A 17,322-nucleotide genomic window follows, 5' to 3' on the forward strand; every position below is an offset into this window, starting at 1 on the left:
CAGTGCCACACTGAGCCAGTTACCCGTGGGCGATATGGTGGTGAAAAGCGTCGATGGGCAGACCCCCTATCAGGTGGCGACCGACTATACCATGGCCGCCGCAACGGGCAACGTCACCCGTGTTACCACCGGCGGTATTGCCCAGGGGGCCACCGTCAGTGTGACCTATAACACCCCGGATGTCTCAAAAATCACCGCCGCTGACGTTTTGGGTGCCACCAATGCCGCCGACCAGCGTACCGGCATGAAAGCACTGGAAAATGCCGACAGCCTGTTTGGCTTTCGCCCAAAGCTGCTGATTGTGCCCGGCTTCTCGCACCAAAATGCGGTGGCTGCCGCCATGATTGCCCTGGCGCACCCCTGTGAAGCCATCGCCTATATTGATGCGCCTGCGGGGACGACGTTTGCCCAGGCGATAGCCGGACGCGGGCCACAAGGCACCATTAATTTTAATACCGCCTCTGACCGGGTACGCCTGTGTTATCCGCAGGTCAAGGTCTATGACAAGGCGACGAATCAGAATCGTCTGGAGCCGCTCTCAGCGCGCGCGGCGGGCCTGCGGGCAAAAATTGACCGGGAAAAAGGGTTCTGGTGGTCGTCTTCCAATCAGGAATTGATGGGCATTGTCGGGATTGAGCGCCCGTTAAGTGCGCGCATTGATGATGCCAATAGCGAGGTCAATCTGCTTAACCAGAACGGCATTACCACGGTGTTTAACCGCTTTGGTAGCGGATTACGCCTGTGGGGCAATCGCACCGCGGCCTGGCCGACCGTGACGCATCTGAAGAATTTTGAAAATGTGCGGCGCACCGGGGATATGATTAATGAATCTATCCGCCATTTCAGTCTGCAATATATTGATCGCCCCATTAATCAGGGGCTGATTGATGCGCTGACCGAATCCGTGAATGGCTATGGTCGGAGGTTGATTGCCGATGGGGCGCTGCTGGGTTTTCACTGCTGGTATGACCCGGCGAAGAACACCAAGGATGCGCTCAGTCTGGGGCAGTTGAAACTGAATTACAAATACACCCCACCGCCGCCGATGGAGCACCTGACCTTTGAGACGGAAATCACTAATGACTATCTCACCTTCCTGAAAAGTGGGGTTTCCACATGAGCGTGACGCACAGGGTCAATAAGATAACGATAAGGAGGAGATGATGGCGGGCAATGCACTGCATTTTATGACCAATGCCAACGTCTACCTGGACGGCAATAGCCTGATAGGTCGGGAAAAAGAAATCAAGCTACCGGAAATCAACGTGGTGCAGCAGGAGCATCAGGCGCTGGGGATGATAGGCAAAATTCAGTTACCGGCGGGGTTTGACAAGCTGGAAGGGGAGATTCACTGGACCAGCCTGTATGAAGAAGTGGCGCTGCGTACCGCCAATCCCTTCAAGGCGTATCCGCTGCAATGTCGCGGTAGCCTGCAGCGCTATAACCCGGCACAGGGTCGCCAGGATGAATTACCCGTCGCGGTGTTTATGACGGTGATGTTCAGCAAAAATAGTCTGGGCAGCTTTAAGCAGCATGAGGTGCCGGAGATGAGCAGCAGTTTTACCTGCAGCTATATCAAGCAGGTGATGGATGGCCAGGTGCTGCTGGAGCTGGATGTGATCGCCAATATTTTTAAAATCAACGGTGAAGATATGCTCACCGATTATCGCGCCAATCTGGGCGCTTGACAGTAACAGGTAAGGAATAACCCTCATGACACCGTCTTTACATTACACCTTGCAATACCCTTATGCCCTGGGCAGTGGTGAAAGGCTAACCCAGGTCAGCTTAAACCGGCTCAAGGTCAGTGACATCAAGGCGGTACGCCGCTTAAGTGAAAACGCCAATGACTGGGACAGTCTGTTGATTGCCCGTATGACCGGCCTGATACCGGAAGATATCGACAATATGGATTTGGTGGATTATCAGCAGTTGCAAGACCACTTTCGCCAGTTTGCGGGGCTGGATGCACTCGCCGAAGGCGCTGCGTCAGGCGCAGGCCCTGTTGGCGAGATGGTTCCGTTGGCAGCCGAGTGAGCTGGATGCGCTGACCGTGGTGGAATTTGAGGACTATTTACAGGAAGCCGCCGCCCAAATCCGGCAGGAGCACGGGCAACGCGGGACAAGTACTTAACCGTTAATCAGACGTAACACAGGCAGGTGACTCGGTGGCCAACACATTTTCGATTGGGGTGGTGATTAAGGGGGCGGTGGCCAGTGCCTTTCGCTCGGCGATGGGTGACTCCCGACGTAGCCTCAATCTGTTAGGGGACACCACCCGTCGTCTGCAGACTCGTCAGCAACAACTGACCCAGGCAATGACCCGCTACGGTCAGTTGGGCGGTCAGGCTGCGCGTAACCTTAATAGCGAGCTGGGTCGGGTGGGTCAGACACTTTCCCGTCTCGAGCAACAGCATCGCCGTTTGCATCACACTATGATGGCCAGTCAGATTGCCGGGCAACAACGACAGGCCCTGATGGGGCAAGGACTGGCGTTAGGGGCCACCACGGCGGCAGCGGTGGGCGCGGTCGCGCCGTCTGTCAAGCAGTCGATGACCTTTCAGGACAATCTGGTCGATATGGGTATCACCGCCGGTTACGACGGTGCCACCCAGGCGGCGCTGGGTAAAGATATCCGCGCCTGGAGCCAGCAATACAACCAGACGCAGGATGATTTACAGGCCGCCACCCGTGCGCTTATTGGCAATAACATTGACAGCCTGGACGCTATTCGCGCCTACCTGCCACACATCGCCCGCGGCGCAACCGCCACCCGCACCTCCGCTGAACTGTGGGCACAGGCGGCGGTGACCACCCAGCAGTGGTTGGGCATTGCCGCGAAAGATTTTGCTGTGGTACAGAACATCATGGCGCAAGGGGGTAAGGCTGGGTCATTTGAAATCGCTGACCAGGTGAAGTGGTTGCCGGAGCTGGCACCACAAATGGCCAACATAGCCCAGGGTAAAGCGGCGGTGGCCGAGATGGTCGCTGCCTTGCAGGTAGCCAAAATGGGTGCCGGTAGCACCGATAAAGCGGCGAACAATTTCAATAACTTTCTGGAAAAACTGTACGCCCCTGAAACTAAAAAACGTTTTGGTGATGTCGGTATCGATATTGAAAAATCACTCATGCAGCAAAAAGCGCACGGGATTTCGCCGATTGAAGGGATGATGAATACCCTGCAAACCTATCTGGCGCAAAAGAGTCCCGAGGCGCTGGCGCAATTTAAATCAGCGATGGCGCTGCAGGACGATACCGCCCGCGATAAAGCGTTACTGGCCCTGCAGCAGAACTTTGGCTTAGGTGAACTGTTTGCCGATATGCAGGTGATGGCCTTTGTGCGTCCGATGCTGGCCAATATGGACAAGTACCGGCAAATCCGCGCCCAGGCCCTGGCGGCCGCGGACAAGGATGTATTAGGCAGTGACTATAAAAAACGGCTTGAATCCCCCATTGAACAGATGAAAAAGTTAGGCATTGCCAGTCAGGATTTGTCGCTGAGTCTCGGTGATGCACTAAAACCAGCGGTAGAGAATTTAGCCGCCACGGTACTCCCTTATGTGAACGCCGCCAATGCCTGGGTCAAAACCCACCCCCAGCTGGTCAGTGGTATGGCTAAAACGGTGGGCGCGCTCCTGTTGTTTAAGGGGGGATTGTTGGCCACAAGGTTGGCGTTCAATCTGCTGGGTTCGCCGATACGCCTGCTGTGGGGCGGGTTTACCCGGCTGCGTACCGGTTGGTTATTACTCAGCACCGCCTTTGGCATGGGTGGGCGCTTAAGCCGCTTCGCGGGCAGTGCGGGACGATTAGGTAAGGTGTTGGCCGGCGGACTGGTGACGGGCCTGCGCCTCGCCGGACACGCACTGCTGTGGCTGGGGCGGGCACTGATGTTTACCCCTATCGGCCTGACTATCACCGCGATTGCCGCCGGCGCTTACCTGATTGTCCGCTACTGGACGCCGATAAGCGCTTTCTTTCAGGCCCGTTGGGCCGAGGTGAAACAGGCGTTTTCCGGCGGTATTGCGGGCGTTGGGGCACTTATCCTTAACTGGTCGCCAGTGGGTCTGTTCTATAAAGCCTTTGCCGGGGTGATGAGCTATTTCCATGTTGAACTGCCCGCCCATTTTACCGATGCGGGTCGCCAGCTGATTGAGGGTCTGGTCAACGGGATCAAGAGTCGTTTAACCGCCGCCAAAGAGACGATTGTCCATTTTGGTGACAGTGTGTCGGGCTGGTTTAAGGAAACGCTGGGGATCCACAGCCCTTCTCGTGTTTTCGCCGGATTGGGGGACAATATTGTGCAGGGGGCGGTGCTGGGCATTACCCGCACCACGCCCGCGTTAGAACGCGCCGTCGGCGGCCTGATGCCGCTGATGCAACCGCCGTCCCCGCGTGTGCCCCACTGGCCTGATACCCCGATCTCCCCTGCCGGTCAGGGGAAGGCTTTTTCAGGCATGCAGATCACCTTTGCGCCGCAGATTGTGATGAACGGTCAGTCGCAGACGACCCCGGCGGCGTTGCGTGATGCATTGGCTATCAGTGTGCGTGAGCTGGAAAAACGCCTGGCGCAGCTGATGCACCAACAACAACGGCGGGCCTTTCACTGATGCTGGCGATACTCGGTGAGATTGAAGTGCAGTTACAGACCGGCTTTACCGCGCTGGAAGCCATCCTTGGCGGTGAGTTTGCCGAGCAGGCGCGCATTGGCCGTAAACCGGGTCTGCAGTGGGTCGGCGACAAGTGCGATGAATACAGTTTAAGCGTGCGGTTTCATCAGCAGTACTGTCAACCGACCGCGCAATGGCAACGGCTACAGGCCGCCTGTCGTGCCCACCAGGCACTGGCGTTTGTGCTCGGCAATGGCGAGTACCTGGGGCATTTTGTGATCACCACGCTTACCGGTCGTACGGTGTTGGCGCATGCCGACGGTATCGCCCAATGCCTGGAGGTCGATATCAGTCTGCGTGAATTTACCGGCGATCTGCGCCAACCACTTAAGCCGCCGGCGATGGCCACGACACTGAACAGAAAAGCCGCCGGGCTAACCCGGGCAATAGCCACCGGTACACCGCTATCGCGGGCGGTGGGTCTGGCCCGTCAGGCGCAGTCGGCACTGGCCACGGCCTCACAGGCGATCCGGGTGGTGCGCCAGATGAAAACGGATCCGGTCGCGGCGTTAACGCGCCTCCCTGGGGTCATTACTAGCTTAGGTGAGGTGGCCACCCCGTTGATACAGGCGCAGCCGTTGTTGGCCGGCCTGGAAGCCCATTTTCCTGCGGCCAGTCAGCTGACCCGAGCGGCGGGCAAGGTGGCGACCACGGCCAGCCAGGCGAAAAACACGCTCAGTGCTCTGACCCCCGGTACCGGCCAGGCACTGCCCGGTGCACTGGATACGGTGGCCGGTCAGGTGGGCGGTGCCCTCAGTACCTGGAACGACGTCACCCCGCTGCTGAGCCGTCTGACGAGCCATCTGGTGACGCGCCGCTAAAGGAGAACAGGACGATGTTTGCAAGCCAACAGGAAGAAGAACATAAGCCAGGTGTCTGGCAGCATATTACCCGTGAGGGCGAGCGCTGGGATACGCTGGCCGCCTACTATTACGGTGACGCATTGGGCTATGTGCGGATCATTGCCGCCAATCCTGATATCCCCATTACACCGGTGTTGCCTGCCGGCATCACCCTGGCTATCCCGTTGATTAACGCACAGGACAGCGTTGAGGAGACACCGCCATGGTTGCGTTAATGACACAACGACAGCAGGCGGTACCGGCCCCGACCTGGACCCTGCATTATGGCCAAAAGGACATCACGCACGATATCACCCCGGACGTGCTCGGGATCCGCTTTACCGATCAGCTCAGTGGCCAGTCTGATGAGCTGACGGTCGAACTGGAAGACAGCGCCGGGCGCTGGCGTGGGGCCTGGTATCCGGGTAAAGGCGACACGCTCTCATTGGCGCTCGGCAGGGTCGGCGCGCCATTACGTCCCTGTGGCACCTTTTCGATTGATGAAATAGAGCTTAGTGGCCCGCCGGATACGGTGTCGCTGCGTGGGTTATCCGCTTCGGTGACCACCGCGCTGCGAACCCGGAGCTACCGGGCGTTTGAGCAGACCAGCCTGGCGGCCATCGCCCGGCGGATTGCCCAAAAACACCACCTGACACTGGAAGGGCTGATTGCGCCGCTGCCCCTTGACAGGGTCACGCAGCAACATGAAACCGACCTGGCTTTTTTGCGCCGGCTGGCGGAGGAGTACGGCTATATCGTTAAAGTCACGCCGAGCAGGCTGATTTTTTCTGAGCGCATCAGATTGCGAGAAGCCTCGCCAGTTAACGTCATTACCCCGCAAGCCGTCAGTCATTACAGCCTGCGCGATACGCTTAACCGTATCTACCAGCAGGGCAAGGTGAAATACCAGGACAGCCAGCGCAAACAACTGGTCACGGTCGGTATCAAGGCCGATGGCACGATAGGCGACGTGGCGCGAGAAACGGCGCCTCAAAAACAGGGACGTTCAACCAGCGCCGATACCTTAAGACTGCACAGCCGGGCACGGAGCCGGGAAGAAGCGACTGCCAAGGTGTGTGCGGGGCTGAACCGGCATAATGAATATCAACGGGTGGCGACGGTAGCGCTGGCGGGCAATACGGCGTATCAAGCCGGGTTAACCGTGCGCCTGGCCGATTTTGGTCGCCTGTCCGGGGTGTGGCTTATCACCGAAGTCCGCCATGCCCTGTCGCGCCAAAGCGGGTACACCTGTGAACTCACCTTGGGCCAGGGGCCGATGGCGCGCATGAACAGGAAAACGATTCGCGCGGATCAGTCGGCGACCCCACCGGTGATGGGGGTGAAAGCCGATGGCAGCGTGGGGCCGCTGAGTGAAAAAGAGATGACAATCGGAGAAAAGCCACCATGAAAGCACTGCAATTGATGTTCGGTACCATCAGCCAGATTGATGAGCAAAACGTCCGGGTACGGGTACGGCTGCCGACCTGTGATAACCTGCGCACCGCCTGGTTGCCGGTATTGCAACGCAACACCCAGGATAACAAGGATTACGGGCTACCGGATTTAGGTGAACAGGTGAGTCTGCTGCTGGATGCTGACGGTGATGACGGCGTGGTGTTAGGGGCGGTGTATTCCGAGGTAGACCCCCCCACGGTGGCAAACCGCGATAAACGTCGGGTGGATTTTGCCGACGGGACTTTTGTCGAGTATGACCGCAAAAACCACGCGATGGCTATCGGGGGCGAGATACAGGCCCTGACGCTGACCACCCAGACCACGGTGCTGATTCAAACGCAAAATGCGACGGTGAAGGCAAGTAAAACCCTGTTTTTGGATGCACCCGATACGGTCGCGACGGGCAACCTGACGGTGCAAAAGCAACTGACGTACCAGGGCGGCATGAGCGGTTCGGGCGGCAGTGGCGCGACAGCCATCATTGACGGCACGCTCCAGGCCAGCGGCGATATCCAGGCAGGTCGGGTGTCGCTGCAAGAGCATCAACATAGCAACGGGCATGACGGTAAACCCACCGGCAAGCCGTTATAAGTGAGGGAGGAACGCGTTTGATGAACACAATGACCGTCCTCAGCGCCGCAGACTGGCAACCCGCGCTGCATGCATCGGGTGAGCGGGTCAGTGGCGTCGAAGATATTCAGCAGTGCCTGCGACTGATTTTAGGCACCCCAAAAGGCAGCGACCCGCATCGACCGGATTTTGGCAGTGACCTGCATCGCTATCTGGATATGCCGGTTGAGCGGGCCTTGCCGCATGTGGTACGGGAAACGGTGGAGGCCATCAGGCGCTGGGAGCCCCGATGCGAATTACATCAGGTGCGGCTTAATGCGCAGGGTGAGCGGGTGAATCTCCTGCTGCGCTGGCGACTGCCGGGCAGTCAGGTCAACGCACAAACGGAGGTGGCATGGCGTTAACCCTCGAGAAGCCGGTTTTTATTGCAGCGGATGCGCAGACCATTACCCGCGAGATGATCACGGACTATGAAGCGGCCAGCGGCAAGACCCTGTGGCCGGCGCAGGCTGAGCGGCTATTGATTGACCTGTTCGCCTACCGGGAAACCCTGGTGCGCAGTGCCATTCAATCCGCCGCCGAACAAAACCTGGTGGCCTTTGCCCGTGCGCCAATGCTGGATTATCTGGCCGAGCTGGTCGGCGTTTACCGTCTACCGGCTCAACGGGCACGCACCACGGTGGAATTTTCACTGGCGGCCCCGCCCTCGGTGACGATACCGATACCAGCCGGCACACGGCTCAGCGCCACGGACAGCCTGCTATTTACCACCGACAGCGAAGTCAGGCTGACGCCGACGGCATCCACGGTGACGGTGAGTGCGACCTGCAGCGAGGCGGGAACAAAGGGTAACGGTTGGCAACCGGCGCAAATCAGCACCCTGATGGAGGCCATCGATGACGGGGATATTCAGGTCACCAATACCACGCCAAGCGAAGGCGGCTCAGACGCGGAGGATGATGAGCATCTACGCAACCGTATCCGTCTGGCTCCGGCGTCCTTCAGTACCGCCGGTTCCCGTGAAGCGTACCGTTTTCATGCCATGAGTGCCCATCCGGGGATTTGTGATGTGGCGGTGACCCGCCCGAAACCCGGCACGGTCAATCTATATCCGCTGCTGACCAGCGGGCTGCCGGACAAGACGGTGCTCAGCCTGGTGACGGCCCTGTGCTCGGAAGAGCGGGTGCGCCCGCTGAATGATACAGTGCAGGTGCTGACCCCTGAAAAGGTTGACTATACGATTAGTGCGCAACTGACCTGTTATGCCAGCCAGCCGGGCGAGCCGGTACTGAAACAGGCGCGGCAGGCCGCTGAGCAGTATGCGGCAAGCCAGGCTAAACAGCTGGGTCGGGATATTGTGCCCAGCCAGATTATCGCGGCACTCTCGGTCCCCGGCGTTTACCGGGTGCAGCTCACGAGTTTCACTACCCTTGAGCCGACGGTACTGGCCGCGCAGCAATGGGCGCATTGTAGCGACATTCAGTTGACCCTGGGCACGGAGAGCGGCGATGACCGATAACAGCCTGTTACCGCCGCTGCTGGCGGCAGAGAGCCATTTTCAGGCGCTGGCGGCACAGGCCGCGCGGTTGCAGCAGATTGACCTGACGCCGCTGCTGGTTTATCTGCTGGATATGACCGAGGCGTCGGCCTTGCCCTGGCTGGCAGAGCAGCTGGCGTTAACCGGGGTCAATGGCTGGTCTCTGGCAGAATCGGATGATGCGCGCCGGGCGATGCTGAAATCGGCCATCACGCTGCATCGCTATAAGGGCACCCCCTGGTCGATTCGTGCCATGATACGGGCGCTGGGATTTGGGGAGGTGACGATAACCGAAGGGGGAGCAGCCCTTAAACCTGAACAGGCCACCGCGTATCCCGATGGCGAGACTCACTGGGCACTGTACCGGGTCATTCTTAACCAGCTGATCACCAATGACCAGGCAGCAAAATTGCGCGAGACGCTGGCGGCCTTTGCGCCGGCGCGGAGCGAACTGGTGGCGCTGGATTATACGGCAGTGCCGCTGCGCTATAACGCTCAGACGACCTACCATGGGCGCTATAATCATGGCAGCAGTTAAAAGTATGCAAAAACAGTTAATCCATACACGAAAAAAGACTACACTGTGACCAACAATCCACCCATGATGGAATAAGCACGATGGAGAAAAAAGACATGAGCTATTTAAAAGAACAGGCCGAATGGGCGGACGGTATCTACCAGATAGAGACCTCCGACCCGGTATTGGGTGGGCCAGACGGTATTACCAACCGGCCCGCGCGTGAACTGGCGAATCGCACCGCCTGGTTAAAGCAGCAATTAAAAGCGGCGGAAGCGGCGTTAAGGGCGCATACACGCTCCCGAAACCACCCGGATGCGAGCGTAAGTGAAAAAGGTTTTGTCAAGCTCAGCAATGCCAATCAGAGCAGCAGTGAAACGGAAGCCGCAACCCCCAAAGCGGTAAAAATTGTCAATGACAGGCTGAATGCGGTGGTCGACCATGCGCCTTCCGATTTAGATACGTTGAACAAGCTGGCCCAGGCCATCAGTAATAACCCGAAATTTGCCGAAAGCGTGACCCAACTTCTGAGCCAAAAGTTGGCAAAAAATGAGAATGGGGCCGACATCCCAGACAAGAATCTTTTTCTAGAAAACCTTGGTTTAACGGAAACGGTAGATTGTGCAAAAAATGCCACACCCAATCAGCGTAAAATTAACGGCAAAACTCTCACTCAGGATGTGCAGCTAACTGCCACAGATGTTCATGCTGTTACACCCGAAGTATTGCGTGTCGAAATCCCGGTAGGTATTCCCCTGCCTTGGCCTGCTGAAAGAGCGCCGACCGGTTGGTTTATCTGCAACGGTGAGCCATTCGATAAGAAAAAATACCCGCTTTTAGCACTCGCCTATCCATCAGGAAAACTCCCTGATTTACGTGGTGAGTTTATTCGTGGCTGGGATGCTGGGCGAGGCGTGAATCCTAGGCGTAAGGTTTTATCGTCTGAAACTGCATCACTCGAGAGCCACGCTCATGGTTATCGGGACAGGTATTATGTTGAAGATGATGGTCCACTAGGCCACGCAAACAATAAAGAAAAAATGCCTGTAGGGTATAATGCAGATACAGGTTCACGTGCTACGGATGGAGATAATGATTCTTTTCTATTCATTGACAAAACAACGTCTAATGCAGGCGGTAGCGAAACCCACCCGCGAAATGTCGCGTTTAACTACATTGTCAGGGCGGCCTGATAATGTTGAGTTAGTAGCAAACCAGCTCCCATGTTCTCGGCGCTTTAATCCCTGTTCTGGTATAATCTGCACTGATAATTAACGATTTTCCGACTATTTCGACATAAGTACCTAAATTGCCCTCGGGAGCAATACCTTTGTATTTTACCGTCGCGTTTGCCGAGAAAATGGCATGAGGGACGGGACAAGGTAAAGATACCGTATAAATCTGTCCGGCATTGAGTGGTGGTGTGATGCCCCATTGTCTGATAAGGCCGCTGTCACCACATTTCCACCATCCATTCGTAGCGAGGTGAGCTGTATTTTTTGCTCCTCGATTGTTAATCTGCATATTAAGCCAGCTGCTTAACGCCCCGCCCCAAATAGGGCCAGTTACATCACCATTTTCTTGATAAACCGCGGTTCTGCCGCCCCATGAGATATGCAAATTGCTATGAGTATTGATGGTTCCATCAATTTCTACACTCTTTAACCAATGCAATCGATCATTATTCCAGGAAGCTACTTTTGCATTATTAGCATAAAATGCCACGTTGCCATCGCCATTAGCCCGTAATCCTGAATCGTTATCGCCGATATGCACAGATTGGGTCACATGGAGGTTGCCATTGACGCTACCACCCGTTCGTTTATCCAGTGCATTTTTTGCACAATCTACCGTTTCCGTTAAACCAAGGTTTTTCAGAAAAAGATTCTTGTCTGGGATGTCAGCGCCATTTTGATTTTTTGCTAATTTCTGATTTAATAAATTAATCACTGTTTCCGAAAATTTCGCATCATTACCAAGGGCTTTAGCAAGCTTGTTTAGCGTATTCAAATCTACTGTGGAGCCACCAATCAGCGCGTTTTTTGCTTTATTCGCTTCTACCTCAGATAATTTTTTCACTGCTTGATAAAGCTGGTCATGCTGGCTTTTATTAAGACGAATACCTGAGCGTTCAATAACGGTACACACTTCCTCTTGTAGTGCATCATAAAGATCACTATTCAATTTTGTTGACGGTGTTCCCGTAGTCGGATCGCCGTTGGTAAACCCGTTTTTTCCCTGCCCGAATTTATCTTTTTGGGCGGTAGAGGTATCAATTCGATGCATCATTTTCTCCTTTAATGTAGGCAAAAAGTACTTGGGTATGTGAAGGACACAGGCGCTCAATAACACATTCCACGGCGCTATCTCCCCACGTCCTAATCGACTCATTGCAAGCACTGGTACAGCTAATCCAGCGTATATTCGCTTCAGCAGGAATATTTATCCGCCAGTAATAGCGCCACTTGTCACCCCAAGCCGGATCGGGTGTACTATCAAGATGTTGAAATTGTTCTATTGTTGCTGTTGGATAGCCCAATATTTCCAACTGCTTTTTGAAAAAAGCCGCATTAATACCGCCCACAGTATTAACCTTGGCATCAAGCACTTGTTGCCTTTCTTCTAGTGTTTGCGCTCTATTAGCCAGGCATTTATCCGGCAATCCGCATAATTTTTCGTAACGGTTAATTAATTCAACCGATTGGGCCGGGTTAATTTCAATCATCAGGCTATCAGCATGTTGATGGGCTTGAGCCAGTGAAGGGGCTAGCCCTTTAATGAGCGGATCTTCTTCATCCCATGCGGGGCCGGGCGGTAATAACGTTCGCAACAATTGCGTATATTCGTCGTCCAGATTTGTCATAATGCTCACTCTTTATATTTTGCCCACGTGACCTCACCCAATACCGGCACTTCCGTCTGGGCTAATTCAATATCTGCCGTTGGCGCAATAAGACGATGAGCGATTTCACCTGCTGCAAGACTGATAGCTTCAGCGAGTCTTGAAAGAAAAAGCTTGCTGCCAGGTTCGCCTTCTCGTTGTAAGAAGGCTTTGATTTCTGCGATAACCGCTGCCCGTATTTCTGGCGTATCCGTTGATAAGGCTATCGAAATAGCAACGGTTTTTGCTGTAACGGGGAAAATAGTTAAGCCACTTCCGGCAACAGGAGCAAGGGGTAAGATATGCTCTCTGACTTTGGTTAAGATTTCCTGTGTGGGGGCAGGATGGTCTACATCATCACTCGCCACCATCACCCCAACCGTGCCGATACCGTTTTTATGGCGATGTGTCCATGCGCGACTTATGCCTAAAACTTCTTTCGCCCAGCGAACATAATCACTATCCGCACCGCCTTGTGGCGTATCGTACCAGCGCGCCATGATGCGTTGTCGCCAGCTATCCAAATCTTCAATATCGGCTCCTGTCCTGATGTTATCGGCATAACCGGTAGACGACAGTCCCGTTATCGGGGTTGCAAGACGTAACGCGATACCATCTTCACAATTGCCAGCCTGACCGCTGCTTTTTGCAACGACGGGCACACGAAGTACACCACTGGCTGAGGTTGTTGGGGCTGTTGTGGTGTAGATTTGACCATCATCACGGTGTATTTCAGTGTCAGCGGGCAGCGATAGGGCATTTTGTACCCCCTCCCAGCGAACAAATCCGCTCGCGTTGGGTGCACCTTTGCGGGGACAACGCTTGATATTACCGTGTCGGGTCAACCAGTCTTCATCCGCTAAATCCGGCAAGATATTGCGCGCTAAATAATCGATATAGCCGTATAGAGTATGAATGGCGGCAGCCTGTACTCTTGCGTACACTTCAGCATCGAGACGGCGCAACACGCTATCTTCATTAAATCGTGTTAGCAAATCACCACGAATCGTGTCTATCAGTTGTGGCAGTGTCGGGCGCGAAAAACCGCTATTTTGCATGGATCACGCTCCACAGGTTGTTGATGGTCATCGTTTTTATATTATGGTCAGGTAAGGTCAGGGTGACGGTTGCGGTTAATTTATCGATGCCTGTGCGCACCACGTCGACATCAACCCGAAGCGCGATACCGTCGTCTGTCATCCATGTGAGCGACTGAGCGATATATTCTTTCGCCTTTTGCACTGTCTGGTTAGTTAAAGTGCTACGTTTTAACAAGTGCAATCGAGAGCCAATCCGGTCATTTTGTACGGTCGGCCAGGTATCGCCCCACCACCCAAACGGCGTATCTGTGTTATCATCCGGTTCAGCGCGTCGCCAGGTGAAAAGCGATATCATCACTGCCCGCCTGAGCCGTTCCTGATCGGGTAACGCTGTATTCACTTTTTTATTCATCAGCATATTATTTACATCGGTTGATTGGGCTTGCCTGTTATGCCACCGCTATCACCTTTGTGATCGTGGGTATTGTACTGCGCTCGCATGGTGCTCAATGAGCCGGTTTTGTCCTGTACTTCTGCCTGTGAAACGATGGAGTGTGCCGCCGTGATCTTTCCAGGCGTTTCTACTTGTTGAGTGTTGAGTACCACCTTATTTTTTGCATTGATAACAAAGGTTTCTGTGGTGGCTTCTATCAACCGTCCACGCTTGAGCACGATGCTATCGCCCTCATCGGTATAGATTGCCACCTCACCACTTTTGAGGCTTTTTAATCGAGAACGTCGGTCAGCAACGTTAATCACAATGCCGTGAGAGCGATCCCCCGCGAGGAATAGCGCTATACCTTCTGCACCGGCATGGGCCGTCGAGGTGAAACCGTAAGGCTCCAGGTACTCCATACCGGCTTTCGTTTCGCCTGCCAGTAATGCCACGTCCACGCTCTGGCAAGCTTTACCACTGTCGAGTCGTTGCACTACCCCCCGCGACCATAGACGCGCAAGGCCGCGCTGCAAAGTAGAAAAAATATTTTGCATAATTCACTCATTAATAGGTTAAACTAAGAAAAACAGGAGATTGTGGAATGGGCCAAGTTGCATTTGATACACTACAAGCATCAGAAGAGCTTCAAACCGCTGGACTTACCAGTCAGCAAGCCAAGGCTATCTCGCTTGTCGTACGCAAATCCCATGAGGTTGCTGATGTGGCAACTAAAGCGGATATTGCAGAAGTTAAGCGTGATATATCTGATGTTAGAAAAGAAATAGCCGATGTCCGTAAGGATTTATCTGCTGAAATAGCCGATGTCCGTAAGGATATGGAGCATCGCTTTGAAAAGGTTGAATTACAAATACTAGATGTACGTAAAGATATCAGCATAATAAGCAAAGATTTACTTTTTAAACTGGGTGGGTTGATGGTTACATTGTTTGGCTTGACCATTGCTGCGATGAAGTTTCTTTAAATATCAGTTTCTTCCTCTAGTGCTTTCAATTTCTCAAGTGGTGGAATATAAGCAGCTTCCGGTGCAACACGTAATTCACATAACGTACCACTCTCATCCTGCGTATAAACAACTTCGCTAATGACCAGTTCCCGATTGTTAAAGCCGAGCACGGGATCAAAAACAATAACCCGCTGGTTAGGTTTCCACAGACTGCCGTCACCTTGCCGCCACCCCTGCACCGTATAAGTGGTTTCCTCGGTTCTGGCTGCCCGTTGCTGTGCTTCAAATTGACTCCGAGCGCGACAACTGGCTCCGGTTGCATTGCCGGATTGCTGGATATGTTGCGGACGATAGCGCGTTATCTGGCTATCCCTGGCTCTGGCGCGGAGTGCTGTCAGCGTAGCTTCCCCGAAATCGTCATCATCACCCGATCGTTGACCGGCTACTTGATATTCAGAAAAGCGTTCACGGATACTTTGCTCGGTATCACAGGTAAGAATATTTTCACCCCAGACCAGCGCGGTGGTGGCTTTGTCATTACCAACCAGACCAATTAACAAATTGCCGTCTTCGTCATCCCAGGCGAGCGCCTGTTGGCTTCCTAGCGCCTTGTTTAATACTTCGTGTACTGTTTCGCCGTAATCGGCCTGAAAAGCCTGTAGCGGCGTTTTTGGGGCCTTTTGGCTAATGACCTTAATGCTAAACGGTTTTGCCAGTTCTGACGCGATTTGATGTAAGGTTTTGCCCGTAAAAAGCGTCGTATTCGCCGCACAGTCGATTAAATCTGCTGTCTTACTACGACCACTGATACCAACCTGGATATTTTTAGCGTCATAACGTATCGGGGTGGCTTCAATCCAGCCAGTTAAGACTTTATCCTGACCGATGAGGACTTCGACAGGTTCACCTTTTTTAATTCTGGGCTGTAACGGTACACTGCCAGATTCACCGGGCCACTGGCGGGTGATTTCCACATTGAAATCGCGTGAGAGTCGCTCTATGCCTGCTGAAATCTGTACCCGCGTCCAGCCCCCCCCATTCGCGCCCGTTGACGCGCAATATCACGTGATGACTCATCTTGCGGGTACTCTCAACGGTTTCACTGGCATAAAGCCAGGATGATTAACGGCATTTCGGCGGGTGATATCGGTTTCCCGTGCCGCATTGTCATACCACTTAGCGGCCAGAACCAGCGCCGGTAGCACTGCCTCGGGCGTGCGTGTTACCGTTTTTTCAACTTGCGCCAGTCGTGTTGCAATATCCCGGTTAGCATCGGTTTTCACCTGTTGCAAGGCAAGGAACAGCGCATCATCAAGCGTTAATGCCTGTTCGTGCTCGATAGCCTGATTCAGCGTTTCTCGCACCGTAACCAACGCATCCCACGTTACCGCCGAGAGTCCTTCAATGTGACTGCCTGCCATATGAGAAACCGCGTGTAATGCGGGATGGGAAATATTGACATGTACTTGACGTTTTCCACGTTGATTAACCGGTAACATGGCGGTACGTGGTGGGGGGAGTTGTGTTAATCGCCACGTCGCCTCATGGATGGCCGTGGCACGCAACAAAGCGGCAATACGATTACTGTGCCTACGTTCAGACTGTACGCTTGGCCTGTCGCTTTTCCATACTCCACGCGGCGCTAAATCATTCCCGAGTGTGACACCCGATAGCGTTTTGATTTGCTGTGCCAATGTAGAAGCATCTTGCGCGGTACGCCTGCCAGCACGCCACATCCGCTGTATCGCTTCGCCCAGGTTTTTACCGGATGAGCCGGACTTTAAGATCACCGAAATATCGCCATGCAATAGCCTTGACGCGGCAGTAATGCCGCTATCAATAGTGTCAAAGGCTTTGGTGACGTTGTTAATCATGCTTTTAGTACGTGCTAACACGCCAGCCTGTGCAAAATCCGGTAAGCTTTTTAAGCCTATATGAGCAAAAGCTTCGCCAATGCGATCATTTAGTGCTGAACTGGAAGAAATTAGCGTTTGTCCCGTCGCAATACCTGCTGTTGGGAAAGAAAGCTCACCAGCCTCAACGACGTTAAAGCTGACGCGACACATCCTTCCATCGCGTCCGCTATGGCTTACTCTCACTTCACCGTCAATACAGACAGCTATTTCACCGTAGTAGGGATGTACCAGCGTTCCCGGCCCTGGCGTATCAATAGCCACAATGAGCCGATCTCGGGCCTCGAAGAAATCATCACCAACCAGATAGGCATTGATAGTAAATCGCTGGGTGGCGCGTCCAAGATCTTCGGTATAGGGCTTATCCCGATTCGGGTATTCGTGAACCTGTACACGCCGTCCGAACGTCCCCTCGTCGTCTTCTACCTGAAACGGTACGCCGCGAAAAGACGCTGGACGCAGGTTATCTTTCCAGCTCGTCATCTAACCCTCTATATTTA

20 protein-coding genes and 1 pseudogene are annotated in these 17,322 nt (G+C 54.1%); 14 read left to right on the forward strand and 7 right to left on the reverse strand.

Going from position 1 to position 17,322, the window contains the following annotated elements:
* The 13 genes from V3224_RS27855 to V3224_RS27915 all read left to right on the forward strand — a co-directional run.
* Window positions 1-1,120 (forward strand): phage tail sheath subtilisin-like domain-containing protein (locus V3224_RS27855; RefSeq protein WP_334473684.1); only part of this gene is annotated, 1,120 nt, incomplete at its 5' end.
* A gap of 43 nt (window positions 1,121-1,163) precedes the next feature.
* Window positions 1,164-1,688: a phage major tail tube protein gene (locus V3224_RS27860; protein WP_334469187.1), complete on the forward strand. Its 525-nt coding sequence runs from the start codon at window positions 1,164-1,166 to the stop codon at window positions 1,686-1,688.
* 25 nt (window positions 1,689-1,713) lie between these two features.
* Complete coding sequence (locus tag V3224_RS27865; protein WP_334469186.1) at window positions 1,714-2,037, forward strand: phage tail assembly protein; 324 nt, start codon at window positions 1,714-1,716, stop codon at window positions 2,035-2,037.
* Window positions 2,006-2,134 (forward strand): hypothetical protein, encoded by a 129-nt coding sequence (locus V3224_RS27870; protein WP_334470379.1) that lies wholly within the window; start codon window positions 2,006-2,008, stop codon window positions 2,132-2,134. The genes V3224_RS27865 and V3224_RS27870 overlap by 32 nt, the downstream gene beginning before the upstream one ends.
* A gap of 34 nt (window positions 2,135-2,168) precedes the next feature.
* On the forward strand, window positions 2,169-4,607 hold the full coding sequence (locus V3224_RS27875) for a phage tail tape measure protein (RefSeq protein ID WP_334469184.1): 2,439 nt from the start codon (window positions 2,169-2,171) through the stop codon (window positions 4,605-4,607).
* Window positions 4,607-5,488: a phage tail protein gene (locus V3224_RS27880; protein ID WP_334469182.1), complete on the forward strand. Its 882-nt coding sequence runs from the start codon at window positions 4,607-4,609 to the stop codon at window positions 5,486-5,488. Before V3224_RS27875 ends, V3224_RS27880 begins: the two co-directional genes overlap by 1 nt.
* A 14-nt stretch (window positions 5,489-5,502) precedes the next feature.
* The gene (locus tag V3224_RS27885) at window positions 5,503-5,745 is read left to right on the forward strand and encodes a tail protein X (protein ID WP_334469180.1); all 243 of its coding nucleotides are present in this window, start codon (window positions 5,503-5,505) and stop codon (window positions 5,743-5,745) included.
* The gene (locus tag V3224_RS27890; RefSeq protein ID WP_334469178.1) at window positions 5,733-6,917 is read left to right on the forward strand and encodes a phage late control D family protein; all 1,185 of its coding nucleotides are present in this window, start codon (window positions 5,733-5,735) and stop codon (window positions 6,915-6,917) included. Before V3224_RS27885 ends, V3224_RS27890 begins: the two co-directional genes overlap by 13 nt.
* Window positions 6,914-7,555: a phage baseplate assembly protein V gene (locus V3224_RS27895; RefSeq protein WP_334469539.1), complete on the forward strand. Its 642-nt coding sequence runs from the start codon at window positions 6,914-6,916 to the stop codon at window positions 7,553-7,555. Before V3224_RS27890 ends, V3224_RS27895 begins: the two co-directional genes overlap by 4 nt.
* Window positions 7,556-7,575: 20 nt before the next feature.
* Complete coding sequence (locus V3224_RS27900; RefSeq protein ID WP_334469176.1) at window positions 7,576-7,938, forward strand: GPW/gp25 family protein; 363 nt, start codon at window positions 7,576-7,578, stop codon at window positions 7,936-7,938.
* Window positions 7,929-9,053: a baseplate assembly protein gene (locus V3224_RS27905; protein WP_334469174.1), complete on the forward strand. Its 1,125-nt coding sequence runs from the start codon at window positions 7,929-7,931 to the stop codon at window positions 9,051-9,053. The genes V3224_RS27900 and V3224_RS27905 overlap by 10 nt, the downstream gene beginning before the upstream one ends.
* The gene (locus V3224_RS27910; RefSeq protein WP_334469172.1) at window positions 9,043-9,609 is read left to right on the forward strand and encodes a phage tail protein I; all 567 of its coding nucleotides are present in this window, start codon (window positions 9,043-9,045) and stop codon (window positions 9,607-9,609) included. Before V3224_RS27905 ends, V3224_RS27910 begins: the two co-directional genes overlap by 11 nt.
* 95 nt (window positions 9,610-9,704) lie before the next feature.
* Window positions 9,705-10,781: a phage tail protein gene (locus V3224_RS27915; RefSeq protein WP_334473686.1), complete on the forward strand. Its 1,077-nt coding sequence runs from the start codon at window positions 9,705-9,707 to the stop codon at window positions 10,779-10,781.
* A gap of 10 nt (window positions 10,782-10,791) precedes the next feature.
* Here the strand turns inward: V3224_RS27915 and V3224_RS27920 are convergent, their stop codons facing one another.
* Genes V3224_RS27920 through V3224_RS27940 form a run of 5 tightly spaced genes read right to left on the reverse strand, consistent with a single transcriptional unit; the run spans window position 10,792 to window position 14,499 of the window.
* Entirely contained in the window at window positions 10,792-11,874 is a 1,083-nt protein-coding gene (locus V3224_RS27920; RefSeq protein ID WP_334473226.1) for a gp53-like domain-containing protein, read from the reverse strand.
* Window positions 11,861-12,451, reverse strand: a complete 591-nt coding sequence (locus V3224_RS27925) for a YmfQ family protein (protein ID WP_334472974.1) — start codon at window positions 12,449-12,451, stop codon at window positions 11,861-11,863. The genes V3224_RS27920 and V3224_RS27925 overlap by 14 nt, the downstream gene beginning before the upstream one ends.
* Before the next feature lie 5 nt (window positions 12,452-12,456).
* Window positions 12,457-13,527, reverse strand: a complete 1,071-nt coding sequence (locus V3224_RS27930; RefSeq protein ID WP_334472975.1) for a baseplate J/gp47 family protein — start codon at window positions 13,525-13,527, stop codon at window positions 12,457-12,459.
* Window positions 13,517-13,927 carry a phage GP46 family protein gene (locus V3224_RS27935; protein WP_334472977.1) on the reverse strand — a complete coding sequence of 137 codons (411 nt, stop codon included), beginning with the start codon at window positions 13,925-13,927 and terminating at the stop codon, window positions 13,517-13,519. Before V3224_RS27935 ends, V3224_RS27930 begins: the two co-directional genes overlap by 11 nt.
* Window positions 13,928-13,932: 5 nt before the next feature.
* On the reverse strand, window positions 13,933-14,499 hold the full coding sequence (locus V3224_RS27940) for a phage baseplate assembly protein V (RefSeq protein ID WP_334472979.1): 567 nt from the start codon (window positions 14,497-14,499) through the stop codon (window positions 13,933-13,935).
* Window positions 14,500-14,546: 47 nt separating this feature from the next.
* Between V3224_RS27940 and V3224_RS27945 the strand changes: the two genes are divergently transcribed.
* Window positions 14,547-14,927, forward strand: coding sequence for a hypothetical protein (locus V3224_RS27945; RefSeq protein WP_334472981.1), 381 nt, complete (start codon window positions 14,547-14,549; stop codon window positions 14,925-14,927).
* Here V3224_RS27945 and V3224_RS27950 read toward each other — a convergent pair.
* Window positions 14,924-15,986, reverse strand: a pseudogene (locus V3224_RS27950) (phage baseplate assembly protein). The gene V3224_RS27945 and the pseudogene V3224_RS27950 overlap by 4 nt on opposite strands.
* Complete coding sequence (locus V3224_RS27955; protein ID WP_334472982.1) at window positions 15,983-17,305, reverse strand: DNA circularization protein; 1,323 nt, start codon at window positions 17,303-17,305, stop codon at window positions 15,983-15,985. The pseudogene V3224_RS27950 and the gene V3224_RS27955 overlap by 4 nt, the downstream one beginning before the upstream one ends.
* Window positions 17,306-17,322: the final 17 nt, after the last annotated feature.

It is taken from the genome of Arsenophonus sp. PmNCSU2021_1 (assembly GCF_036919435.1).
Taxonomy (GTDB): domain Bacteria; phylum Pseudomonadota; class Gammaproteobacteria; order Enterobacterales; family Enterobacteriaceae; genus Arsenophonus; species Arsenophonus nilaparvatae.

Excerpts from the sequence above, each read along its gene's own strand:
- V3224_RS27860 (WP_334469187.1), top strand. The coding sequence starts at position 1,164 with ATGGCGGGCAATGCACTGCATTTTATGACCAATGCCAACGTCTACCTG.
- V3224_RS27865 (WP_334469186.1), top strand. The coding sequence starts at position 1,714 with ATGACACCGTCTTTACATTACACCTTGCAATACCCTTATGCCCTGGGC.
- V3224_RS27880 (WP_334469182.1), top strand. The coding sequence starts at position 4,607 with ATGCTGGCGATACTCGGTGAGATTGAAGTGCAGTTACAGACCGGCTTT.
- V3224_RS27885 (WP_334469180.1), top strand. The coding sequence starts at position 5,503 with ATGTTTGCAAGCCAACAGGAAGAAGAACATAAGCCAGGTGTCTGGCAG.
- V3224_RS27890 (WP_334469178.1), top strand. The coding sequence starts at position 5,733 with ATGGTTGCGTTAATGACACAACGACAGCAGGCGGTACCGGCCCCGACC.
- V3224_RS27895 (WP_334469539.1), top strand. The coding sequence starts at position 6,914 with ATGAAAGCACTGCAATTGATGTTCGGTACCATCAGCCAGATTGATGAG.
- V3224_RS27900 (WP_334469176.1), top strand. The coding sequence starts at position 7,576 with ATGAACACAATGACCGTCCTCAGCGCCGCAGACTGGCAACCCGCGCTG.
- V3224_RS27905 (WP_334469174.1), top strand. The coding sequence starts at position 7,929 with ATGGCGTTAACCCTCGAGAAGCCGGTTTTTATTGCAGCGGATGCGCAG.
- V3224_RS27910 (WP_334469172.1), top strand. The coding sequence starts at position 9,043 with ATGACCGATAACAGCCTGTTACCGCCGCTGCTGGCGGCAGAGAGCCAT.
- V3224_RS27915 (WP_334473686.1), top strand. The coding sequence starts at position 9,705 with ATGAGCTATTTAAAAGAACAGGCCGAATGGGCGGACGGTATCTACCAG.
- V3224_RS27920 (WP_334473226.1), bottom strand. The coding sequence starts at position 11,874 with ATGCATCGAATTGATACCTCTACCGCCCAAAAAGATAAATTCGGGCAG.
- V3224_RS27925 (WP_334472974.1), bottom strand. The coding sequence starts at position 12,451 with ATGACAAATCTGGACGACGAATATACGCAATTGTTGCGAACGTTATTA.
- V3224_RS27930 (WP_334472975.1), bottom strand. The coding sequence starts at position 13,527 with ATGCAAAATAGCGGTTTTTCGCGCCCGACACTGCCACAACTGATAGAC.
- V3224_RS27935 (WP_334472977.1), bottom strand. The coding sequence starts at position 13,927 with ATGCTGATGAATAAAAAAGTGAATACAGCGTTACCCGATCAGGAACGG.
- V3224_RS27940 (WP_334472979.1), bottom strand. The coding sequence starts at position 14,499 with ATGCAAAATATTTTTTCTACTTTGCAGCGCGGCCTTGCGCGTCTATGG.
- V3224_RS27945 (WP_334472981.1), top strand. The coding sequence starts at position 14,547 with ATGGGCCAAGTTGCATTTGATACACTACAAGCATCAGAAGAGCTTCAA.
- V3224_RS27955 (WP_334472982.1), bottom strand. The coding sequence starts at position 17,305 with ATGACGAGCTGGAAAGATAACCTGCGTCCAGCGTCTTTTCGCGGCGTA.